Below are 20,180 nucleotides of genomic sequence, written 5' to 3'. Positions count from 1 at the left end.
TATATGCAATTTAATCTTTTTGATTTAATAAATATCAAAATTATTTAACAGATAAATTATCAATTTTGTTATTTTTCAAATCAATTTTAAAATGATCAGAAGGCTCGCCATGCATGGTTTTAAGAAATATTTTGGCCCATAAAACCAGTTTTGGATCATTTGACCTTTTTAACTGCCTGCATATCAATTCGTATTGCTTTAATCTTTTATTTCCAATTTCTGGAATAGCCAATTCATCAGCGTTCTTTAAGCGGTAAAAATCGAAAATCATATCAAATCCTGTCCAAGATTCAAAATCTGAAAGAGTTAGAGAATTCTCTTTCAAATCTTTAGCAACTTCATTCGTATTTTTATTTCTTTCTAACAACTCTCTGCCTGAAAGTTTCTCGATCGACTTTAAAAAATCAGCTGGAAAATCTTCAGGTAGAAATCTTAATCGGACTAGCTCTTTTAAATGCCAATTGGTAAATGCTGCATAATCTTTGGCTTTCAAAATTTCTTTATCCCAAATCTCTTTGCTTTTAATCTCTTTTAGGTGATCATATTCTTCTTCATAAAAAGGAAAAAGACTATTGAAATTAGCGACTTTACCTACTACAATTGTTTCTACTTCAAGTTCTGAATTAGAATGAATGGTCAATATTTTGTAAGCGGGCATATAAGCTGCAAGAGATGGCGTCTGAATATTAAAAAGTGTATTTCCGTTTGCTGTTTTTCGAACGCCTGTATCGTTAATGTGCATATGTCCTCCAAAATGAACCTGAATTCCAGCGTCTGCAAATTGCTGAGCGACTTCTTCGCTCGGAACTCTTTGCAATTGCATTTTGTTAGCGCCAAAAAGTTCTTTCAATTCAGGCGAAGCATTATTATTAAATTCTACCATTGGATAATGACTAAAAGCGATCAAGATTTTTCCTTTTTGTTTCGCTTCCGCGGAAACTTTTTTCACCCAATTGATCAAATGGCTTTTATAAATCAGAACGTTATTGTATCCCGTATTCGCACCAGAAAAATCATTTGGATTATTAGGCAATCCTGATAATTTTTCGTTTGGAACATAAGCATTGGCATCAATAGCCAAAAGCCAAATGCCTTTTATTGGTTCGACCAAATAACTTGCATCTGGAAGAAATAAATTGGTGTTTTTAATTAAATATGTTCTTTTTTCTAAAGCAGATTCTTTTTGAGCTTTTTCGAAATTATATTGCTCATAAGTGTAGTCAGAAAATGGTGTTTCCCAATACAAATCAGTCTTTTTTGGAAAAAAACCAAAATCACGCATTTCTTGAATGGTTTCTTGATAACCCCAATTTTTTATATCGGCTGTTATAATGGGTTCGAGTTCTGTTTTATTTTTATTGAAATTAGATGTAGAACTGCTGATAATCTGTTCTTTTCCATCTTTTCCTAAAAAATCAGTTTTAACAGCATCTTGCGAAAACGGTCTTACAACATCATGATTTCCTGTCGTTATGAAAAAGGAAATACCATATTTTTGAGAATATTCATCTAGAATTTTTCTTAATCCGCGAACATGAACGGGCTGTCCATCATCGCTGAAATCACCTGGAAGCACGACTTCTTTAATACCTCTTTTTACAATGTCATTTAAAGCTTGTAAAAAGGCGAAATAGTTTTCATTGAAAATTCTAGTAGAATGCAGCTGGGAATTCATTGTTCGAATATTGGCATATTCGCCTGTAACTGGATTTTTTATTCCCTGATAATCATTGTCTTCAAATTTTGCAAAAATATCCTGTAAATGAGCATCGGCTATAAAAGCAATTTGAATCTTTTTCTCATGAGAATGCTGTTCTGTTTTGCAGGAAATCAGAACTAGAACAATCAATGAGCAAAAGATATTTTTGAATGACATTTTATTATTTGATATTATAATAGAGACTTAACAGTCCCGAAGCATCGGGATTAAAAACCTGTTAGGTCTGCTTTGTGAAAAACATTATATTAATCTACCACTTTCACCAAAGTCGGATTAATTCCTAACGGATTCTTGATTATTTTACAGATTAAAGGAAACTCGGGATTTTTCACAATCCACATTTCGGTTTCGTCAATCTGCGCTTTTACATGCAATGCGTCGATTGATTTTCCATCAATTAAAACTCCGTTTTTATCTTCGTTTTTGTCGAGAATATAAGTCGTGTTATTATACACAAAAGAATTGTTTTTGACTAAATTCTGATAAGCTGACTGCGAAATCATAAAAAAAGTCTCATTCGGTTTTAAGTTCAAAACTGGTGCATATTCTCCTTGATTAAAACTTAAGGCATTTCCGTTTTTTACGGCTTCAGAAAGCATTACTATTTTACTTTTTACGCCTTTTGTTTCCAGTTTAAAAGCCAACTCTTCTTTTGAGGTTTCAGTCGTAAGCTGCAAAGTTCTGGTCTGTCCGTGCAGTTTACAAACATAATGCAACTGCGTATTATTTTTTAAGGTTGGAATGTAATTCTGTGCTGTTCCTTTTTGATAAACGGTACAGAAAATAATCATTAAAAGTATATTTTTCATCTTGCTTATCTTTTTATTTATTTTGCTGGCGGTAAAATTGTTGTTCCCCAAGCCGAAGGTTTTGAATCCATTTCTAAAACTAATTCTCCTCCATTGTTAATATCATCATGTGTAATCCAAGCTTTATTGTATGGTTTTCCGTTTAACAAAGCAGTTTTGATGTATCTGTTTTTATCACTCATTTTTTTAGCCGAGATTTTAAAACTCTTGCCATTTTCTAATTTCATAACCGTTTCTTTTATCAAAGGCGTATTAATCAAGTAATAAGGTTGTCCTGCATTTGGGTACAATCCCATCATGTGGAAGGCAAGCCACGAAGACATAGCTCCAGAATCGTCATTACCTGGAAGCCCCTCTCTAGAAGTGTTGAAATTCTTTTTAATAATCGTTCTAATTCGATCGCTGCTAAAATAAGGTTTTCCAATCCAGTGATACAAACAAGGCGTAAGAAATGATGGCTCGTTGGCAACATTAAATAAATCATTATCAAAGAAAATATCTAATCGCTTTTCAAAGGCTTTTTCTCCTCCTGATTTTTTTACTAATTCTGGAATATCGTGTGGCAAACTAAATGAATATTCCCATGAAGTTCCTTCATAGAAAAACACGCACCAATGGCAGACATACCAAGGCGACTCGATAATTACAGGCGTATATTTAAAAGTTGGTTTCTGGATTTTCGATTCGCCAAAAACAACATCATCAAGCCAGTTTCCATCTTTATCTTTTGGCATAATGAATCCTTTTGCTCCATTGTTTTCATAATCAGAACGCCATAAATTCTGCCAGCTATCTGCCTGTTTTATATACTGATTATAAAGGTCCATCTTACCTAATCCTTTAGCTACAGTTGCAATATTATAATCGTTGTAGGAGTAGTCAATTGTTCGGTTTCCTGCACGGTCTGTGCCGTATGGAACGTACCCAAGTTTCAGATAATCTAAAAGTCCTCCTCTTCCTTCTCTTTCCTCATTTCCTCCAGGTGGCACAGTAGCATCTTTTAGCATAGCTTGAAGTGCAAGCTCATAATCGATTCCTTTTAAGTTTTTTACAAAAGCATCGGCAATCACAACCTCAGCATTTGATCCGCCTTGGGTTCTTCCATTATCGTTTCCGCTTCTTCCTTCAGGTAGATAGCCTTCGCGTTTATAGATGTTCAGCATCGCGTTGATAATATCTACTTTTCGTTTAGAATCTATTAAAGTGATTAACGGACTTGAAGTTCTGAAAGTATCCCAAATTGTATAAAAGTCATCATAATACGGTTCGTCATTTGTCCATAACGGATTTTCTCCCGTTCTATCAACTGGCATAATCATAGTATGATATAAACCTGTATAAAACATTTTTCTGTACTCTTCTGAAGTATCTTGAGATAACTGAATTCGGCTTAATAAATTTTCCCATTTGTTTTCTAAAGTGGATAAAACTTTATTAAAATCCCAATGCGGAATTTCGACTTCTATATTATTTTTTGCTTTCAATTCGCTTAAAAATGAAATACCGATTTTAACGTTCAGTTCTTCTTTTCCCACGTTTCCGAAAGAAAGCAAAGCTGCTGTTTTCTTTCCTGAATCGAACTGTGCTTTCTGATTACTATAAAACTTTCCATCTTTAAAAGTTACAAATTTTGCAATTGGCTGGTCGAAAACTGCCCAGAAATAAACGGTATAAGCACGTCCGTTGTTCCAGCCGCCTCTTATTCTGCTGTAGCCTCTTACTTCGGTATCTGAAACTATTTCGATTTGAGAACCTACAAACTGCTGTGCTTCTCTGGCATCTGGAATTTTTTCTTCTCCTAAGAAAAATCCTGGATCAATTTTTAATTCTTTCGATGCATTTTTTGGATAGGTTATTCTATAAAACGAAACTTTTTCTCCTGTAGTGATTTCCGTTTTAATATTATTTTCTTTGAAAATGGTTTCATAATAGCCCAGTTTTACATTTTCCTCTGCTCTGAAAGAAGTCTGATCCATTTTGTCCAAAGTTCCGGAAAAAGGCATGATCTGAATATTGCCATATTTTGGCCCTCCGCCCGTTCCGCTCACATGCACTTGGCTGAAACCCGTTACTTCTTTAGGTATTGGAAGCCAGCCACTATTTGGACTCGAAGTGCAATCAGGACTTGGTTTTACCATTCCGTATGGGCAGGAAGGTCCAATAAAAACTCTACCAACGCCTTCAGAACCAATCATTGGATCAACGTATTGATGGACTGTTTTCTGGGCGTTGCTTGTAATTGTAATAAGAAATGATATTCCTAAAAAAAAGATAAACTTGTATGATATTTTCATTGTGGTTATTTCTTTGTTTTTTGTTTGTGTATTTAATTATTTTTAATCTCTCTCAAATAACTATAATTATATATTTTTATGCGTTAATAGGGTTTTAATCCAACGTTATATTAATGTTTTTCTAGGTTTGATTGATCTGACATTTGTAAAATCAATTCGCCTCCATTGGTAATTTCCTGATGTGAAAGGCTAAAATTTGGAACCGCTTTCTGATTGAATTTGATATCTTTTATATATACATTTTCAGAACTATTATTATTGGCTTTAATCACAAATGTTTTACCTGAATAATACTTCGGATTTAGAGCAATCGAAATTTTATTAAATATTGGACTTCCTATTTGATAAACCGCTTCTTTATCTGTTCCTCCATTCATTTGAAATAAACCAATTTTAAGCAGAACATTCAAACTTCCCATTAATCCTTGGTCTTCATCTCCATTATAACCTGTTGCAGGCGATAATCCGCTAAAAGTGGTTTTTACTACATTTCTTGTCCAATATTGCGTTAAATCTGGTCTTCCTAGCAAGGTAAAAATATTTGAGGTTTGCATAGAAGGCTGATTTCCAAAATTAACTGGAATTCGGCTAAATTCTGGATGCAATTCTGCATCGTGCGATGTACCAGAAGTATAATTTTGTTTTTTAGCCGTTTCAAATTGTTGGTTTAATTTTATTATTGCTTTTTCTTTTCCTCCCATTAAATTCGCTAAACCTTCAATATCATGCGGAACAAACCATGTTGATTGCGCTCCGTTTGATTCTATAAAGCCATTTTCATATTGATAGGGATCATAGTTTTCTTTCCATTTTCCTTGTACATTCTTTGGGCGCATCCATCCAATCGATTGATCAAAAACGTTTTTATAGTTTTTTGATCTTTTGATGAAATAATCGTAATCTTCTTTATGATCGAGTTTTTTTGCCAATTGTGCCAAAGTCCAATCTTGATAGGCATACTCTAAAGTCTGGCTTGCTCCATCTTCATGACTTCCGAAATTGCCTTCTGGAAGCGGATAAGGCACATATCCTTTTTCTAAATAATATTTTAATCCTCCGCCAATATTTGTATTATGCTCATAACCGGCTTTTTCCATGATTCCGCCTGGCATATGATTTTTTTTGAGTGCAAGATAAATAGCTTCTAAATCATCTTTTACAATTCCTTTTTGAATAGCGCTAACAATAAATGGCGTCGCTGAAGCCCCTGTCATTACATAAGTATCATTTCCTCCTGAAGGTCCGCGAGGAATAATTCCTCCATCTTTATAATACTGCATTAAAGAATAAACAAATTCTTCCATAATTTCAGGATAAACCAATCCCCAGAGATTGTTTATTGTCCATTGCGCTCCCCAAAATGCATCTGAATTATAATGATTGAATTTTGGTTTTCCGTCGGGATTTAGAGGCAAATGCCCTACTCTAAATGTATCTCCCGTGTTATCAGGATAAGAACCATTTGCATCACTAATCATTTTTCTTCCTTGCAGCGCATGCCATAAGTCAGTGTAAAATCTTCTTTGATCTGTTTCGGTTCCTCCTTCTACTTTTATTCTTCCTAATAAGTCGCTCCACTCTTTTCTAGAATCTTTAACTGTTTTATTAAAATCCCAATGTGGCAATTCGGTTTCAATATTATTATTTGCGTTTTCAATTGAAGTATAAGAGATTCCGACTTTCATTAGTACTTCTGTCGCTTTTTCATTAAAATTAATCAAATAATTTCCTGTTTCTACATCTCTTTCTATTGACGTAATGGGTTGTTTTGTTTTAACTTTAAAAAATACAGTCAATGGTTTCGGACGTCTGAAATTGGTGCTTAAAACTAAAGATCCCGAAAGCTCGTAATCATTGTTTTTTTCTAACTTCCCATTAGTGTTTTCACAAGGTCCCAAAATGGTATTTAAATTAAAAAGAACTGCTTTTTGTGCCTTTGCAGGAAAGGTATATTTATGAAAACCAACTCTTAGCGTACTGGTTAATTCTGCTTTTATTTGATATCGGTCTAATTTTATGGAATGATATCCTGGTGTAATTATTTCGTTTTGATGACTGAATTTTGAATAAAAGTCTTTAAAAATATTGGATTTATTTTCAGCTGAAACTGCTACAGGTATTACAGAGACTCCTGACATTTGCCATTCGTGAACATGGCTAAAGCCTTTAACTGTATCTGTAGTATATTTATAGCCTCCTCCCCAATCGCCTTTAATTTCTGTATCGGGATTTAAGTTTACCATGCCAAATGGACGACTAGCAGATGAAAAATAAAACCATCTTGAATTTTCAGTGTCCAACAACGGATATACCTTATCTGAAACTTGTTTCTCTTTTAATGAAACTGTTTTCTGGGCGTTGCATGACACTAAAAAAATAAGGGTTAAACTTATTCCTATACGTCCTATTTTATAGATTTTCTTTAGTTCCATTTATTTGTTTATTGATGGGCAATATTGTTTTATACAGGATTGCGCTTTAATTGATTTACTTCTAAATCGAAAATATTAGGCAAAAGGTTTCTGTGAGAATTGTTTATTCTCAAAAAATGATTGGAATGAATGTTACAAAGCTTAATCTTTCATTGGCTTACAAATCGGCATTCGATTAAGCTTTGTCTTCATTCAACAAAAAATAAAACTGAACTGATTTTCACGAGCAACTGAAAAAATCAGTTTTTTTGAGGAAAAAAGGAGAAGAAATATTGCTCTTCCTCTCCTTTTTATAAATCAATATTAAATTAAGATTTGCGTTCTAATTAAATTTTAATCCTAATAACCAGGATTTTGATCCAAAGCAGGGTTTAGCGCTCTAGCATAAGTTGGAACCGGGAAAATACGGCGATACGTATCTGCATTTGTTTTGAATCCCCATTGTCCTTCATATTTACCAAAACGAATCATATCATTTCTGTGCCATGCTTCCCAAGCAAATTCGCGACATCTTTCTTGGTAAAGTTCTTCTAATGTTACTCCCGTCCATGATGCAGATGTTGTACGGTTTGAACGAACCATATTAACCAATGAAACAGCAGTTTGCCCTAAAGTTGCGTTTCCTCCGCGTAGAATAGCTTCAGCTTTCATTAAAAGAACATCCGAATAACGTAAAAAAGGAACGTCGTTATTTTGGTTACGGCTTGTTGATGTTGCATCAGGATAGAATTTTATGTTTCTGTATCCCATATTCCAAGCAATTTCATCATTTCCGCAGTCAAATAAAGCTGGACTCTGACGAAGTACAATATCTGGTGTTAAGTCTACCTGATAAGTATAAGTTGCACCACCATCTGAACCAGTATAGAATTGATCGTATCCTTTTTTTGTTGTTGTAACCGTTACAGGAGTAACACCATCATTCATGTATTGCAATCCAGTTAGCCATTGTTTGTTACGAATATCATTAGCATCATTAAAATAAGCATAGAATGATGGCAAAGTACTTCTAGGTGCACTAGGTGTAAAAGGAAGACCAAACTTTGCTCTTTCAGAACGAGGTACATCATAACGTGAATGATACATTTGTCCATTGTAACCAACCGCTATAGCCGAAGGATCATAAGGAACAGCAAAAATGAATTCTTTCATTGCTGGACCATTATTTGGATAAAACATTTGAAGGTAAGTGCTTCTTGGCTCAATTATATATAAACCTGAATTAATTACCTCATCGCAAGCCGCAATACAATCATCGTTTCGCTGTGTTCCTGTATAAACTTCTGCATTTAAGTATAATTTGGCAAGCATAGCATTGGCCGTTTGTTTATTTGGTCGACCATAAGTTGTAATTCCAGATGCAGGATTTAAATTAGGAAGTGCAGCTTTCAATTCTTTTTCTATAAAATTGAAAACTTCTATTCGGCTTGATCTCGGTTTAGAACTGAAATCTCCATATACCGTATCAAGCGGAACACCTCCATAAGAATCCATCATCATAAAATATGAAATGGCACGCATTGTTTTTAATTCAGCAATCATTGTTGATTTTTCTGCTCCAGCAGGCATCGTTGTATTTAAAATTGAGATGGTCTGATTACTGGTTCCAATAACTTTTTCTGCCCAATCCCATGGACCAACTCCATTGTCTGCTGTCCAATCATGATAATGCTGACAAGCATAACCTCTATTATCAAACCAGTTTCCTCCACGTGCTGGCAAAATAGCTTCATCAGTAGTTAGTGACTGTGACCACCACCAAGAAAATGCAAAATCTCCACGGAAGGCTGTATATACTGCACCAGAAGCTTGAATAAATTGTGTTGAGTTCTGTGGAAATACATCTGGTGTAAGTTGTGTTGTAATTGGCACCTCAAGATCATCGCAAGCCCATAACAACCCAGCAGCAAGTACTGGAAGTCCTATATATTTGAATATTTTTTTCATAGTATTTACAATTTAATTTTTTAGAATATCACGTTCAGACCAAACAAGAAAGTTCTAGTTTTTGGATAAAAGTTATTTGAATCAACACCAGGTGCTGTTCCACCTTGTTCAACTTCAGGGTCAATTCCTGTATATTTAGTAATAACAAATAGATTGTTTACCGTCTCGTAAATACGAAGCTTTTTAATGTATTTACCAACCGAACCAAAGTCATATCCTAAAGTCATATTGTCTAATCGAATATAACTGCCATCTTCTATAAAACGCGTTGAATACTTGTAAGCATTGAGATCATTTGGCGATTCATTTGCGGCATCTACAAGAATATTACTCGACATGGCTGTACTAGGCCTGAATAAATCTGCACGGGTTGCATTAAATATTTTATTGCCAAATACTCCGCGGAAGAAGATATTTAAATCAAATTTTTTGTACGTGAAATTATTATTCCATCCCATTAAGAATTTTGGTTGTGCACTACCAGCATAATGGTAATCAACACCAATTTGTGGATTTGTTGTCAAGCTACCATCTTTGGCAACATATTGAGAAACACCTTGATCATTTTTACCTGCATATTGAAGCGTAAAGAATTGCCCTAATGGTTTTCCTTCTTTTAAAATTTGTAAGGTACTTCCAGTTTGTCCACCGCCGTCAGGTTGTACTCTACGGATAGAATCTCCTCCAATGAAATATGGATTTGTCAGTTTGGTAATTTCGTTTTTGTTATTCGAATAATTCAAACTTGTGCTCCAGCTAAAGTTTTTAGTTTTAATTGGAGTACTATTAAGCGCAATCTCTACCCCTTTGTTGGTCATATCACCACCATTAGCTACAATTGATCCTACTGGTACAAGTACTGGATTTACAGAATAACTGTAGATCATTCCACTAGTTTTCTTGTTATATACATCTACAGATCCAGATAAGATTCCTTTTAATACTGTAAAATCAACACCAATATTCCCAGTTGTCGTTACTTCCCAGTTCAAATCAGGATTTGCTGCCTGAACTGGACCATAAGCTCCAACTTGTTGTCCATTATAATAGAATGTTCCAAGACTTCCTGAAATAAATTGTGCAGTATAAGCATTGAAGCCAGAAGAGTTTCCTGTTTTACCCCAGCTTGCACGAAGTTTTAAATCAGTAAAGATTTTCTGGTCAGCCATAAAACCTTCTTTATCAATTCTCCAAGCACCACCTACAGAAGGGAAATATCCCCATTGATTGTTTGTTCCAAATACAGATCCTCCGTCTTTACGGATCGATCCTTGTAAAAGGTATTTGTCTTTATAATTGTAATTTAAACGTCCAAAATAAGAAATCAGACGTTTTTTCTGATATGCTCTACTGTCTCCAAAATCAACTTTGTAACCTGAAACTGAACCATAATTTCCTAAAGCTAAGTTGTTATAACTTATGTTATCTACAGGAAAGTTTGTGTTTGTTGCCTGAAAGCCATCACCAAGAACATCTTGTTGCCATGAATAACCTCCAACAGCTTTAATTTTGTGATTTCCTAAAGTTTTTTCCCAAGTTAAGAAGCTCTCGACGATAGTATTGGTGGTTTGGTAAGAATTTCTTAATGCTGATCCATTTACACCAAAATTCATCAATGTTTTTACCAATGGTGGATCTGGGTTATTGTAAAAGTTACCGCTGTTATATTGCTGATAATAACTATCATAATACTCCCCATGCAATGAATTTAACTGTTGGTAAGAAAAGTTTAAGTTATACGTAAATCCCCAAGGAAGTTTTAGTTCAGTTGTTAAACTACCCACAAAATTATTTGTTTTTGTATCATCATCAGCATGATTGATCATCGCTACTGGGTTAAAATATCCAGTTTGGTTGAAATTTTCAAAATAACTTCCATCAGGATTTGTAACTGGAGAAACTGGAAGATGATTAATCGATTGCTGAAGCACCACGTTACGTTGAGGCACGTTGTTGTATAAACTGTTTGAATTTGTAACATTCACACCAATTTTTAAATTATCATCAAAAGCCAGTTGTTCTACAGCTAAATGCGCAATTACACGTGAAAAGTTATTCCCTTGCAATACCCCTTCTTTATCAATGTAGCTAATACTTCCAAAATAATTCCCATGATCACCACCACCGCTCATCGAAAGATTATGGCTTTGTGAATTAGCATATCCTGGTCTTAAAATTGCATCTTGCCAATTAGTATCTGCTCCTTTGTCATTTTCAGGAGCAAAACTCATGTTGTTTTTTGCCAAGAATGATCTTAATTGATCTGCATTCATCAAATCAAGTTGGTTCGATACTTTTTCAAAACCAAAGTAATTGCTATAACTAATTTGGCTTTTTTCTTTTGAACCTCTTTTTGTAGTAACCATGATAACTCCGTTTGCTGCACGGTTACCATAAATAGCTGTTGCAGCAGCGTCTTTCAATACATCGATAGTAACAATGTCTTCTGGAGCAATAACAGATATATCAACTCCTGGGATACCATCAACAACATAAAAAGGACCTTGTGAACTATTTAATGTCGAAGCTCCACGCAAAACTACTGATGCAGCTTTTGTTGGGTCTCCGCTTGAAGAAACATTCAAACCAGCAACCTTACCTTGCAATAATTGACCAACATCAGCAATTACACCATTGTTTAAATCATCTGCTTTTACAGAAGATACAGCAGTAGTAAGATTTTTACGAGATCCTTTACCATAACCCACAACCACAACTTGCTCTAAGTTCATTGTATTAGGTAGTAGTTTAATTGTGTAATTAGTTTTTGATCCGTCTAATTTTAAAGTCTGATCCTCAAATCCGATAAAAGAGACAATTAATATTGCATATTTATTTGATGCCAAAAATTTAAATTTTCCATCAAAATCCGTTGTTACAGTATTAGTCGTACCTTTCTCAAGCACATTAGCAGCTGGTAGAGGAATACCTTTCTCATCTAATACCACACCAGACACTTCTGTTTTTTGTGCCCAGGTATTAATTGATAAGCCAAAGAAGAAGGCTAATAATAAAAGTTTAAGTTTTTCCATTGTGAAATTGGTTAATTGGTTAAATAGTATTGACGAAATTAGTGCTAAAGAAATGTTAACAAATGGACAAGTTATTCATAAACATGGATAATTTCTTTAAAGTCAGTGATAGTAAGGCTTCGCGAGATTATTTTTCTAAATTTCTATAGTTAAAAACTTATTAATTAATCGATTTCGTAAAATTTTATTTCATATTTTTTAGTTATTTTAAGGTTATGATTTTAATATTAAGTTAAATTTTATCTATATACGTAGTAATTATTAATTGAGTACTTTTTTATTTGCTTTTTGTCCAATTAATTTCCCAATTTTTAATTGATTCTCTTTCTTTATTTTCATCAAAAGGAGTATTATTTGCTGCTGATTTTTTTAAGGCTTCTAAAAACATTTTCCATCTTGGCCAATAAAATCCTTTATACATTCCTTTCCATGATCTCGAAGCATAATCATTAAGATGGCCTTCTCCTCCCCAAAGCGTAATCAAGGTTTTAGCATTCTTTACATACAATGAAGAGACCTCTGGAGAACTTCCATAATCTGAAGCCGATTTTACCCATTGATCTAAACTATTCAAAGGCTGTCCAGACATTACAGTATCGATATTCAAAACTTGTTTTTCAATCTTTTTAAATAAAGCATCTCCTTTTACAATGTCTTTCTGCTGATACGCTTTTACACATTCCATTAAATCTTCATCTATAAATAATGAATAATAATGTCTTGTAGCATCTATTAAATCGTATTGGATAAAATTCTTTTTATCGTATTTCTTCGCTTCATTGGTTAAAATATCTAAAGCTTCTTTTAGTTTCTTCTTATCTCCAGGATTTCCTTTAAATTCTGTAATACTTGCTGTTGGTCTTTTAAACAGTAAATACGCTCCTGCCCTATCATTCCACCAACGCGTTTCCCAATACTTGACATTATAAACAGATTCTAATAATAATTCCCAAGCTTGAAAAACAGGTTTAGAAGTTGTTTGTCCGTATCTCGCATTCAGATATTTTGTCAGCCAATCGTTTACAGGCTGTTCGCCTTTAGTCCAAGGAAGATCATAAATGTATTCGTATACAATTGAATTATTATTTAAACCTTCTGGCATTGCTCCATAACCCACAACATTACCTCTATGCGGATTCTTCAACAAATTTGTCAATTCATTTTTATAGAAATTCAAATCCCCATACACAGGATTCGATCCTCCATAATTATGTACATAACCGTAAGTCCATTGTTTACCGTAAAAAGCTTCTTGATTTTCCCATACTTTATATCTATCATTCGCATAATCCTGAATCATTAATCTGTCATTTGGAACTTTACTTAAAAAAGCACTTGTAGCTTCCTTTGTCCAAAACTCTTTATTATCACCAAAAAGCCATCCCTGCATAACCCAGATTGCGCCTGGAGCCGCTTCATTAATTGTTTCATAAATGGCACTTCCGTAATTAGAAAGTTCTTCATATTTATTGGCTTCAGAAACTGGAGGTTCAATTTCATTAAAGGAATCAGCCAAATAAAAATTCGATTTTCCGTACATTTTAGTATAAATCTCAATAAAGCGTTTTCCAATTTTTTTAAACAGAGGATCTTTAGAATCTAATAGAAAAGTACTTTCAAAACCGCCACCAGACCAAGATTTAAGTTCTGTAATTTTAGCCTCCGGATGTTTTTCGGCGAAAGCCTTAGGAACATATCCGCTAAATGCAGGAACTACAGGATGCATATCCAAAGCCCTCATTCGCTCCAATATTTTCTTCTGAAGTTCTTCTTTTTTAACGAACCATTCTTGTGGCAAAGGCCCTTCTAGACTATTGATATTTCCCATTCGCTGCCATGGCAAAAAGGCTGGTCCAGCAAAATGCGATTCTAATTGGCTATTTGTTAAACCATATTCTTTCCACAATTCCTGCCACGCCGCTTCTTGACCTTCCATTGCAGTTGGAAGATTTATGCCATGCATTGCCATCCAATCGATTTCTTGCTCCCAGCGTTTCCAATCCCACCAAGGCGTGGTATAGCCAAAAGTACAAGCGTTTAAATATTCTCTATATTCAAATGGTGTATTTTCTTTTTTAGAATATGTTGGCCAAGATTTAGGCAAATTGATTCTGTTTCCTTCCCAACTAATTAAAACTGCACCAATATCTCTCAGAAAATTATATGCGGCATAACAAAGCGCTGTATTATTTGAAGCTTTAATTTTTACAAGATTTTTGGTGGCTTCCACTTCAAACCAATCTTTATCTTGATTTTTATTCTCAACAATATTCAATTCAAATTCATTGGCACGGCTCCCAATTAATCGTTCTATTACTGCAAAGGCGCTTTTAGTCTTTTCGCTAGTTTTGGAATATCCATTTACTGCACAAAAAAACAGCAGTACAAATACCGGTACAGCTTTTTTAATTTTAAGATTCACTCTTTTCATATAATCATGTATTTAATAAATTCTCTTCCTTAAAAATTGAATAAAAAAAGGGAGATTAAATCTCTCATTAATCTCCCTAACTAATAAAAACTAACAAATATTTACTAATTAATCACCTTCAATTTTATTAAAACCTATTGAAATTCAATTAGCTTTTAAACCGAAAATAAAATTACTCACATTCTTATCATTCAAGATGGACGAATCAATCAAAAGAATAGACATATTTTTCATTTCTATTTGATTAATTAACTTTTAATGATTCTTCCGCTATTTAAGGTATCACAAACGTCATTGGTCTAAATTTCAATAGAATAATAAAAAAAAGTCGTTTATTTATAATGCTATACAGATCTAACTATTCTCATTCTATTTAAAACTAAAAAAACATATGCAGTCTCGTAGAAAATTTATAAAAAATGCAGGAATTTTTTCAGCAGGATTATTGGCTGTTCAAACCGATGCTTTTGGATTTAATTCTAATTATTTTGAATTTCCTTTGAAAGATTTTATTACCAAAAGACCTCCGCTTGCAGAAAGAAAATTTACCAGTAAAGCTATTGAAGCAGCAATTGTAAAAATTAAGAAACAGATTGCAAATCCAGAATTGGCTTGGCTTTTTGAAAACTGTTTCCCAAATACACTAGACACTACAGTCGAATTTGAAATTATAGATGGCAAGCCTGATACTTATGTTATAACTGGAGATATTGATGCAATGTGGCTTCGCGACAGTACAGCGCAAATCTGGCCTTATATTCCTTTTGTAAAAGAAGATGCTAAACTTGCCGAATTGGTAAAAGGCGTTATAAACCGTCAAACAAAATGTATTCTGCTTGATCCGTATGCAAATGCTTTTTATAAAGATTTTAATAAAGAAAGTGAATGGAAAAATGATCTCACTGATATGAAACCAGGAATTCATGAAAGAAAATGGGAAATTGACAGTTTATGCTATCCTGTTCGATTGGCTCATGGCTACTGGAAAGAAACTGGCGATATCAGCATGTTTGACCAACAATGGAAAGATGCCATGAAACTGATTATGAAAACTTTCAAAGAACAGCAGAGAATGGATGGAAAAGGCGGTCCATACAGTTTTATGCGACAAACAGCTTGGGCAACAGACGGAGTTCCTTTAAACGGTTACGGATATCCTGTAAAACCATGTGGTTTGATTGTTTCAACTTTTAGACCAAGCGACGACTCTACTTTGTTTGGATATCTAATTCCAAGCAATATGTTTGCAATAGAAATTCTAGGTTATCTTGTCGAAATGTTTTCAAGTTCTGCTTTAAAAGACAATGATTTAGCAGCTGAAGCTAAAGAACTTCAAGCGCAAGTTCAGAAAGGTTTAAACGAATATGGAATTATAAATCATCCTAAATTTGGAAAAATCATAGCTTTTGAAGTAAACGGATATGGCAGTTTTCATATGATGGATGATGCAAATGTTCCTTCGCTTCTTTCACTTCCTTATTTGGGCGCAATTTCTCCCGACGATCCTTTATACTTAAATACCCGAAAAGTAGTATTATCAGATAATAATCCGTTTTTCTATAAAGGTACAGCTGGTGAAGGTGTTGGCGGACCGCATACAGGTGTAGATACGATTTGGCCAATGAGTATTGTTCTAAGAGCTATTACAAGTATTGATGAAAAAGAAATTAAGTCTTGCTTAAGTACTTTAATTAAAACCAATGCAGATACAGGATTTATGCATGAATCTTTTCATAAAGACGATGTAACTAAGTTTACCCGAAAATGGTTTGCTTGGGCAAATACCTTATTTGGCGAAATGATTGTACATACGAGCATTAAATATCCTCAGATTCTAAAAGATAAGAGCTTGTAAAATAAAACCAAAAAATCCGTCAGAGTGTGACGGATTTTTTGATTCTATATTTGTATTTCCTTCATTAGCACTTAAGACAAGTTAAGTTTATCCTAGTTTATTGGTTTATTCTTCTTCTTTTATTTCAAAACTTCCATCATCAGGATATTTAATGCTGCCTTTTAATTCCTCTACTCTTTTTGGATCGAATTTAGGAAGCTGCAATTCGTTATTCTTTTTCCATTTCTTAACTGTTTTGGCAACCTCATCAGCTTTTTCATTTGAGACAGGAATATCAGTCGCCATATAAAGCGTCTGTGATGGATATGCTAAAGAAGTTCCGCTTTTTTCAATAATATCCATCATTCTTAATAAAAGATCTTCTTGCACTTCTTGTGATGTTTCAAAATTGATAGCCTCAATATAAGCAGTGATTTCAACTTTTAAAGCATCTGCCGTAATACCAGTAAAACGGACAATCGGCGGCGAATTTAAAACTGCTGGATGCGCATACAATAACGATCTTAATTCCACAAGCAGATAACGCATCTGATCGGGAGTTGTTTCCATTCTAAAACCAAAAATTGGATTAAATATAAAACGGTCACGATGTGCATAATTCTCTATTTTACTAGCTGATAGCTGACCATTAGGAATTGTTACAATGGTTCGCGCAGAAGTACGCAATGTAGTCGAACGCATCCCGATTGATTCTACTGTTCCTTTAATATCATCAACACGGCAGTAATCTCCAACACGTAACGGCTGATCTGCAATAAGACTTACACTTCCCACAAAATTTTCGATTGTTTTTTGTGCTCCCAGCGCCAATGCGATACCTCCAATACCTAGTGCTGCAAGTCCTGCTGTCACATCGACACCTATAATTCCAAGCATTACAATAATCCCTATAACAACAATAGCTGCTTTTGTTGTACGGCTTAAAAATAATACTACAGAAACTGCAGATATACGCCCACGTCTATTCATTCTGCTTCGGGTAAACATACTAACGAAGTCAGTTAATCTCCAGAGAAGAATCAGAAAAGCTAAAATTCCGATTGTAATTATTATAATACTGAAACGCTGGCGCACTACTATCGAAATCCCCATGCGCTGTGTCGTTACAACAAATAAAATCACTGTAAGATACATCTGGATTGGTAATGTAAAGGCATCTATAATTGCTTCACCTTTTTCAGAATCAGCTTGTTTCCATATTTTATGTATGAGAAAAATAATTATATAGATTAACAGTCTTGAAAGCAGATAAGCTACAACAGCCATAATTACGACAACTCCCCAATGTCCTATTGGCACATTTCCCAGTTTTCGTTCAATTAATACTTTTGGCAGTATTCTGTCTAAAAAAGTCTTTTCTCCGCTAACGTCAGCAGTATTGATTGCATCGATAGTTTCTGAAGAAAAAAGCCATAATGCAGGCTCACTGTCATCTGATTGATTTTCTACATAAAGCTGTATATTATTCTTGTTTGTAGATATGCTTCCAACAAGATCTACACCGGTTGTAAGATCATCATCTATTCGTCCAAGTTCTTTATTGCTAATAATAGAAGATGGCGAAAAACTCCCGCCTTGATCTAACAGCTGCTGAAAAGTTTTCGCAATACGTATTCTTTCCGCTGTTTTGCGATAAGAACGCTTACTTAAAACAAAATACTGACTGGCACGCAGATAATTCTGATCGCCAATTGCCTTGATAAATCCGTTGACTGTACCTTGAGGAGTTCTTCTTCCAAGAGAATCATCAGGTGTTTTTTCAGGTTCTTCTGTTGTGGCTTTAGTACCCAAAAGCTGTGCTTCTGCTTGAAATGGTTTTACAAACAGAAGCATCATTAACAGTAAAAAAGACAGTAACCGTTTAGTATCTAAAATCATATTCCTTTATTTTAGCAACTTAGTCTATTAAAAATAAGAAATATAGCAGAGAAACAAAACCTTTCAGAAAGAAAAAAGAATTATAAAGCAAGTGAATTGTTTTTTGTCTTCATTTCTAAGCTATCTGCATCAAAGCATCCATTTGATTTTATCAACGAAATTCTAGAGCTTTTTACAAATTCAATCAGTCCAAGAGAACTTACTTTTTCAGTCAAAAAAGCTATCTCGCCCTCTGTTCCTATTGCTTGGATTATTGTGTACTCTCTGTGAACTTCAGAGATTTTAAGATCATTTTCTCGAAGCAAAATTTCTAGTTTTAGATCTGTCATAAAAACTTCTGTTGGAATTTTAAATAAAGCCATCTGCCTAAAAACAGTTTCTTCATTCAAATGATAATAACATTTATAAACCTCGATTATTTTCTCTATCTGAGCCGATAAATTGATCACATCAGGCAACGTTTCATTTACAACAATGGTATGTCTGTACATTTTATCAATTTCACAATCAGAAATATTAAGGCTTAAAATTTTAATTTGTTTTCTTAAAAACATAGCAGCCAGTTTATTGATTAATTTCAATTGATCTTCTGAATAAATAGTAAGTGTAAATTCGTTTTTCATTTTGTGATTTTTATTGGATGTTCTTTTTTAAGGATAAAAAAAGCCTTTCTCATTTGACTGAGAAAGGCTTTATGTATAGACAATATATTCCTAACTCGTCATGTAATACGAATAATGATAATAGAAATAATAATATTGTTTTGAATTGCTTGTTTCATAACTGATGTAAACAAAAAAACCTCCCGTATTAGAGGAGGTTTCTAAATTGTATATCTTACTTATTTATATAACATCCCTGCACTACTATCGAATGATAATAATGATAATAATAAAAGCGATGTTAATTAAGTTTTTCATTTCCTTGATTTGATGCGCAAATATAGAGATAATTTTCAATCTTATATCATTTAAAGTATTTTTCGTTTTTCTAAAAATTGGCATAAAAAAAAGAACCCTAAGGCTCTTTCTTTGTTATTTAAAAATGTCTTTACTCAGTATAAAGATACATTTATGATTTAGTAATAAACAGACAACAAAATTTTAGAATTTGAACCTTCGATAAATTTTTCAAGTCTCTTAAAAAATAAGTCATTTACCATTGGACAGCCATGACTATTGATAATGTAGTAACCTTGTTCATCGTAAGGGACTTCTCTGAAAGAATGCAAAACAATGGCACGTTTCATAGCATTGTTATTGCTTTCGTCCAAACCAGCAAGTCTAAAAGCTTTTCCGAAAACTCCTTTATAAGGTTTCTCTACAGAATATCTTCCAAGAGAAGTGCAATTTGAATTTGGATTGTTGCTGAACTGTAAAATATCACCTTTTATACCTGTCTCAGATCCTGAGCCATGTGCCACTAATCCTTGATCTAATATTTGATCATGTTCAAGATCATAAACGAAAAAGCGATTTTTACCAGATTTGATTTTCATGTCTACTAAAAAAGCAATTTTGCTGCTATACTTATGATTTGTCGCAGTATAGGCTTTTATTTCACTTACATGTTCCGCAAGTCTCGCAATTTCAATTTCACTTAATATATCTTCGTCATCCATTACATGTAGGTTTGTAAAGGAGCATAAAGAAAAAAACAGCGCCAGAAAAAATACTCTCATATAAGGCAATTAGTTAATAGTTAATAAAATGATTTAGGGTGTAATATTTTTTTATGTTGCAAAATTATATAGAAACATTATACAATTCCCACATTACAGCG

At 33.8% G+C, this 20,180-nt stretch carries 11 protein-coding genes; 1 reads left to right on the top strand and 10 read right to left on the bottom strand.

Annotated elements, in window-relative coordinates; translation table 11 throughout:
- Positions 1–40: 40 nt before the first annotated feature.
- From DM444_RS03860 to DM444_RS03830, 7 genes are all read right to left on the bottom strand, one after another.
- Positions 41–1,876: a metallophosphoesterase gene (locus tag DM444_RS03860; protein ID WP_111284165.1), complete on the bottom strand. Its 1,836-nt coding sequence runs from the start codon at positions 1,874–1,876 to the stop codon at positions 41–43.
- Between the two features lie 89 nt (positions 1,877–1,965).
- Positions 1,966–2,529, bottom strand: coding sequence for a hypothetical protein (locus DM444_RS03855; RefSeq protein WP_111284163.1), 564 nt, complete (start codon positions 2,527–2,529; stop codon positions 1,966–1,968).
- Between the two features lie 17 nt (positions 2,530–2,546).
- The gene (locus DM444_RS03850) at positions 2,547–4,823 is read right to left on the bottom strand and encodes a GH92 family glycosyl hydrolase (protein ID WP_111284161.1); all 2,277 of its coding nucleotides are present in this window, start codon (positions 4,821–4,823) and stop codon (positions 2,547–2,549) included.
- 110 nt (positions 4,824–4,933) lie between these two features.
- The gene (locus DM444_RS03845) at positions 4,934–7,255 is read right to left on the bottom strand and encodes a GH92 family glycosyl hydrolase (RefSeq protein WP_111284159.1); all 2,322 of its coding nucleotides are present in this window, start codon (positions 7,253–7,255) and stop codon (positions 4,934–4,936) included.
- Positions 7,256–7,594: 339 nt separating this feature from the next.
- Positions 7,595–9,202 (bottom strand): RagB/SusD family nutrient uptake outer membrane protein, encoded by a 1,608-nt coding sequence (locus DM444_RS03840; protein WP_111284157.1) that lies wholly within the window; start codon positions 9,200–9,202, stop codon positions 7,595–7,597.
- A gap of 20 nt (positions 9,203–9,222) precedes the next feature.
- Entirely contained in the window at positions 9,223–12,234 is a 3,012-nt protein-coding gene (locus tag DM444_RS03835; protein WP_111284155.1) for a SusC/RagA family TonB-linked outer membrane protein, read from the bottom strand.
- Between the two features lie 277 nt (positions 12,235–12,511).
- Entirely contained in the window at positions 12,512–14,665 is a 2,154-nt protein-coding gene (locus DM444_RS03830; protein WP_111284153.1) for an alpha-N-acetylglucosaminidase, read from the bottom strand.
- 391 nt (positions 14,666–15,056) lie between these two features.
- Here DM444_RS03830 and DM444_RS03825 point away from each other — a divergent pair, with 391 nt between their 5' ends.
- Positions 15,057–16,520, top strand: a complete 1,464-nt coding sequence (locus DM444_RS03825; protein ID WP_111284151.1) for a glycoside hydrolase family 125 protein — start codon at positions 15,057–15,059, stop codon at positions 16,518–16,520.
- 105 nt (positions 16,521–16,625) lie between these two features.
- On the opposite strand, the gene DM444_RS03820 is transcribed toward DM444_RS03825, so the two are convergent.
- The 3 genes from DM444_RS03820 to DM444_RS03810 form a co-directional block, all read right to left on the bottom strand.
- Positions 16,626–18,398: a mechanosensitive ion channel family protein gene (locus DM444_RS03820; protein ID WP_111284149.1), complete on the bottom strand. Its 1,773-nt coding sequence runs from the start codon at positions 18,396–18,398 to the stop codon at positions 16,626–16,628.
- 80 nt (positions 18,399–18,478) lie between these two features.
- Entirely contained in the window at positions 18,479–19,021 is a 543-nt protein-coding gene (locus DM444_RS03815) for an acetolactate synthase small subunit (protein ID WP_111284147.1), read from the bottom strand.
- 455 nt (positions 19,022–19,476) lie between these two features.
- Positions 19,477–20,019: a murein L,D-transpeptidase catalytic domain-containing protein gene (locus DM444_RS03810; RefSeq protein ID WP_239455575.1), complete on the bottom strand. Its 543-nt coding sequence runs from the start codon at positions 20,017–20,019 to the stop codon at positions 19,477–19,479.
- Positions 20,020–20,180: the final 161 nt, after the last annotated feature.

It is taken from the genome of Flavobacterium ginsenosidimutans (genome assembly GCF_003254625.1).
GTDB lineage: Bacteria > Bacteroidota > Bacteroidia > Flavobacteriales > Flavobacteriaceae > Flavobacterium > Flavobacterium ginsenosidimutans.
Note: the sequence above shows the minus strand (reverse complement) of the source record. Positions and strands in the feature narration are given on the sequence as shown.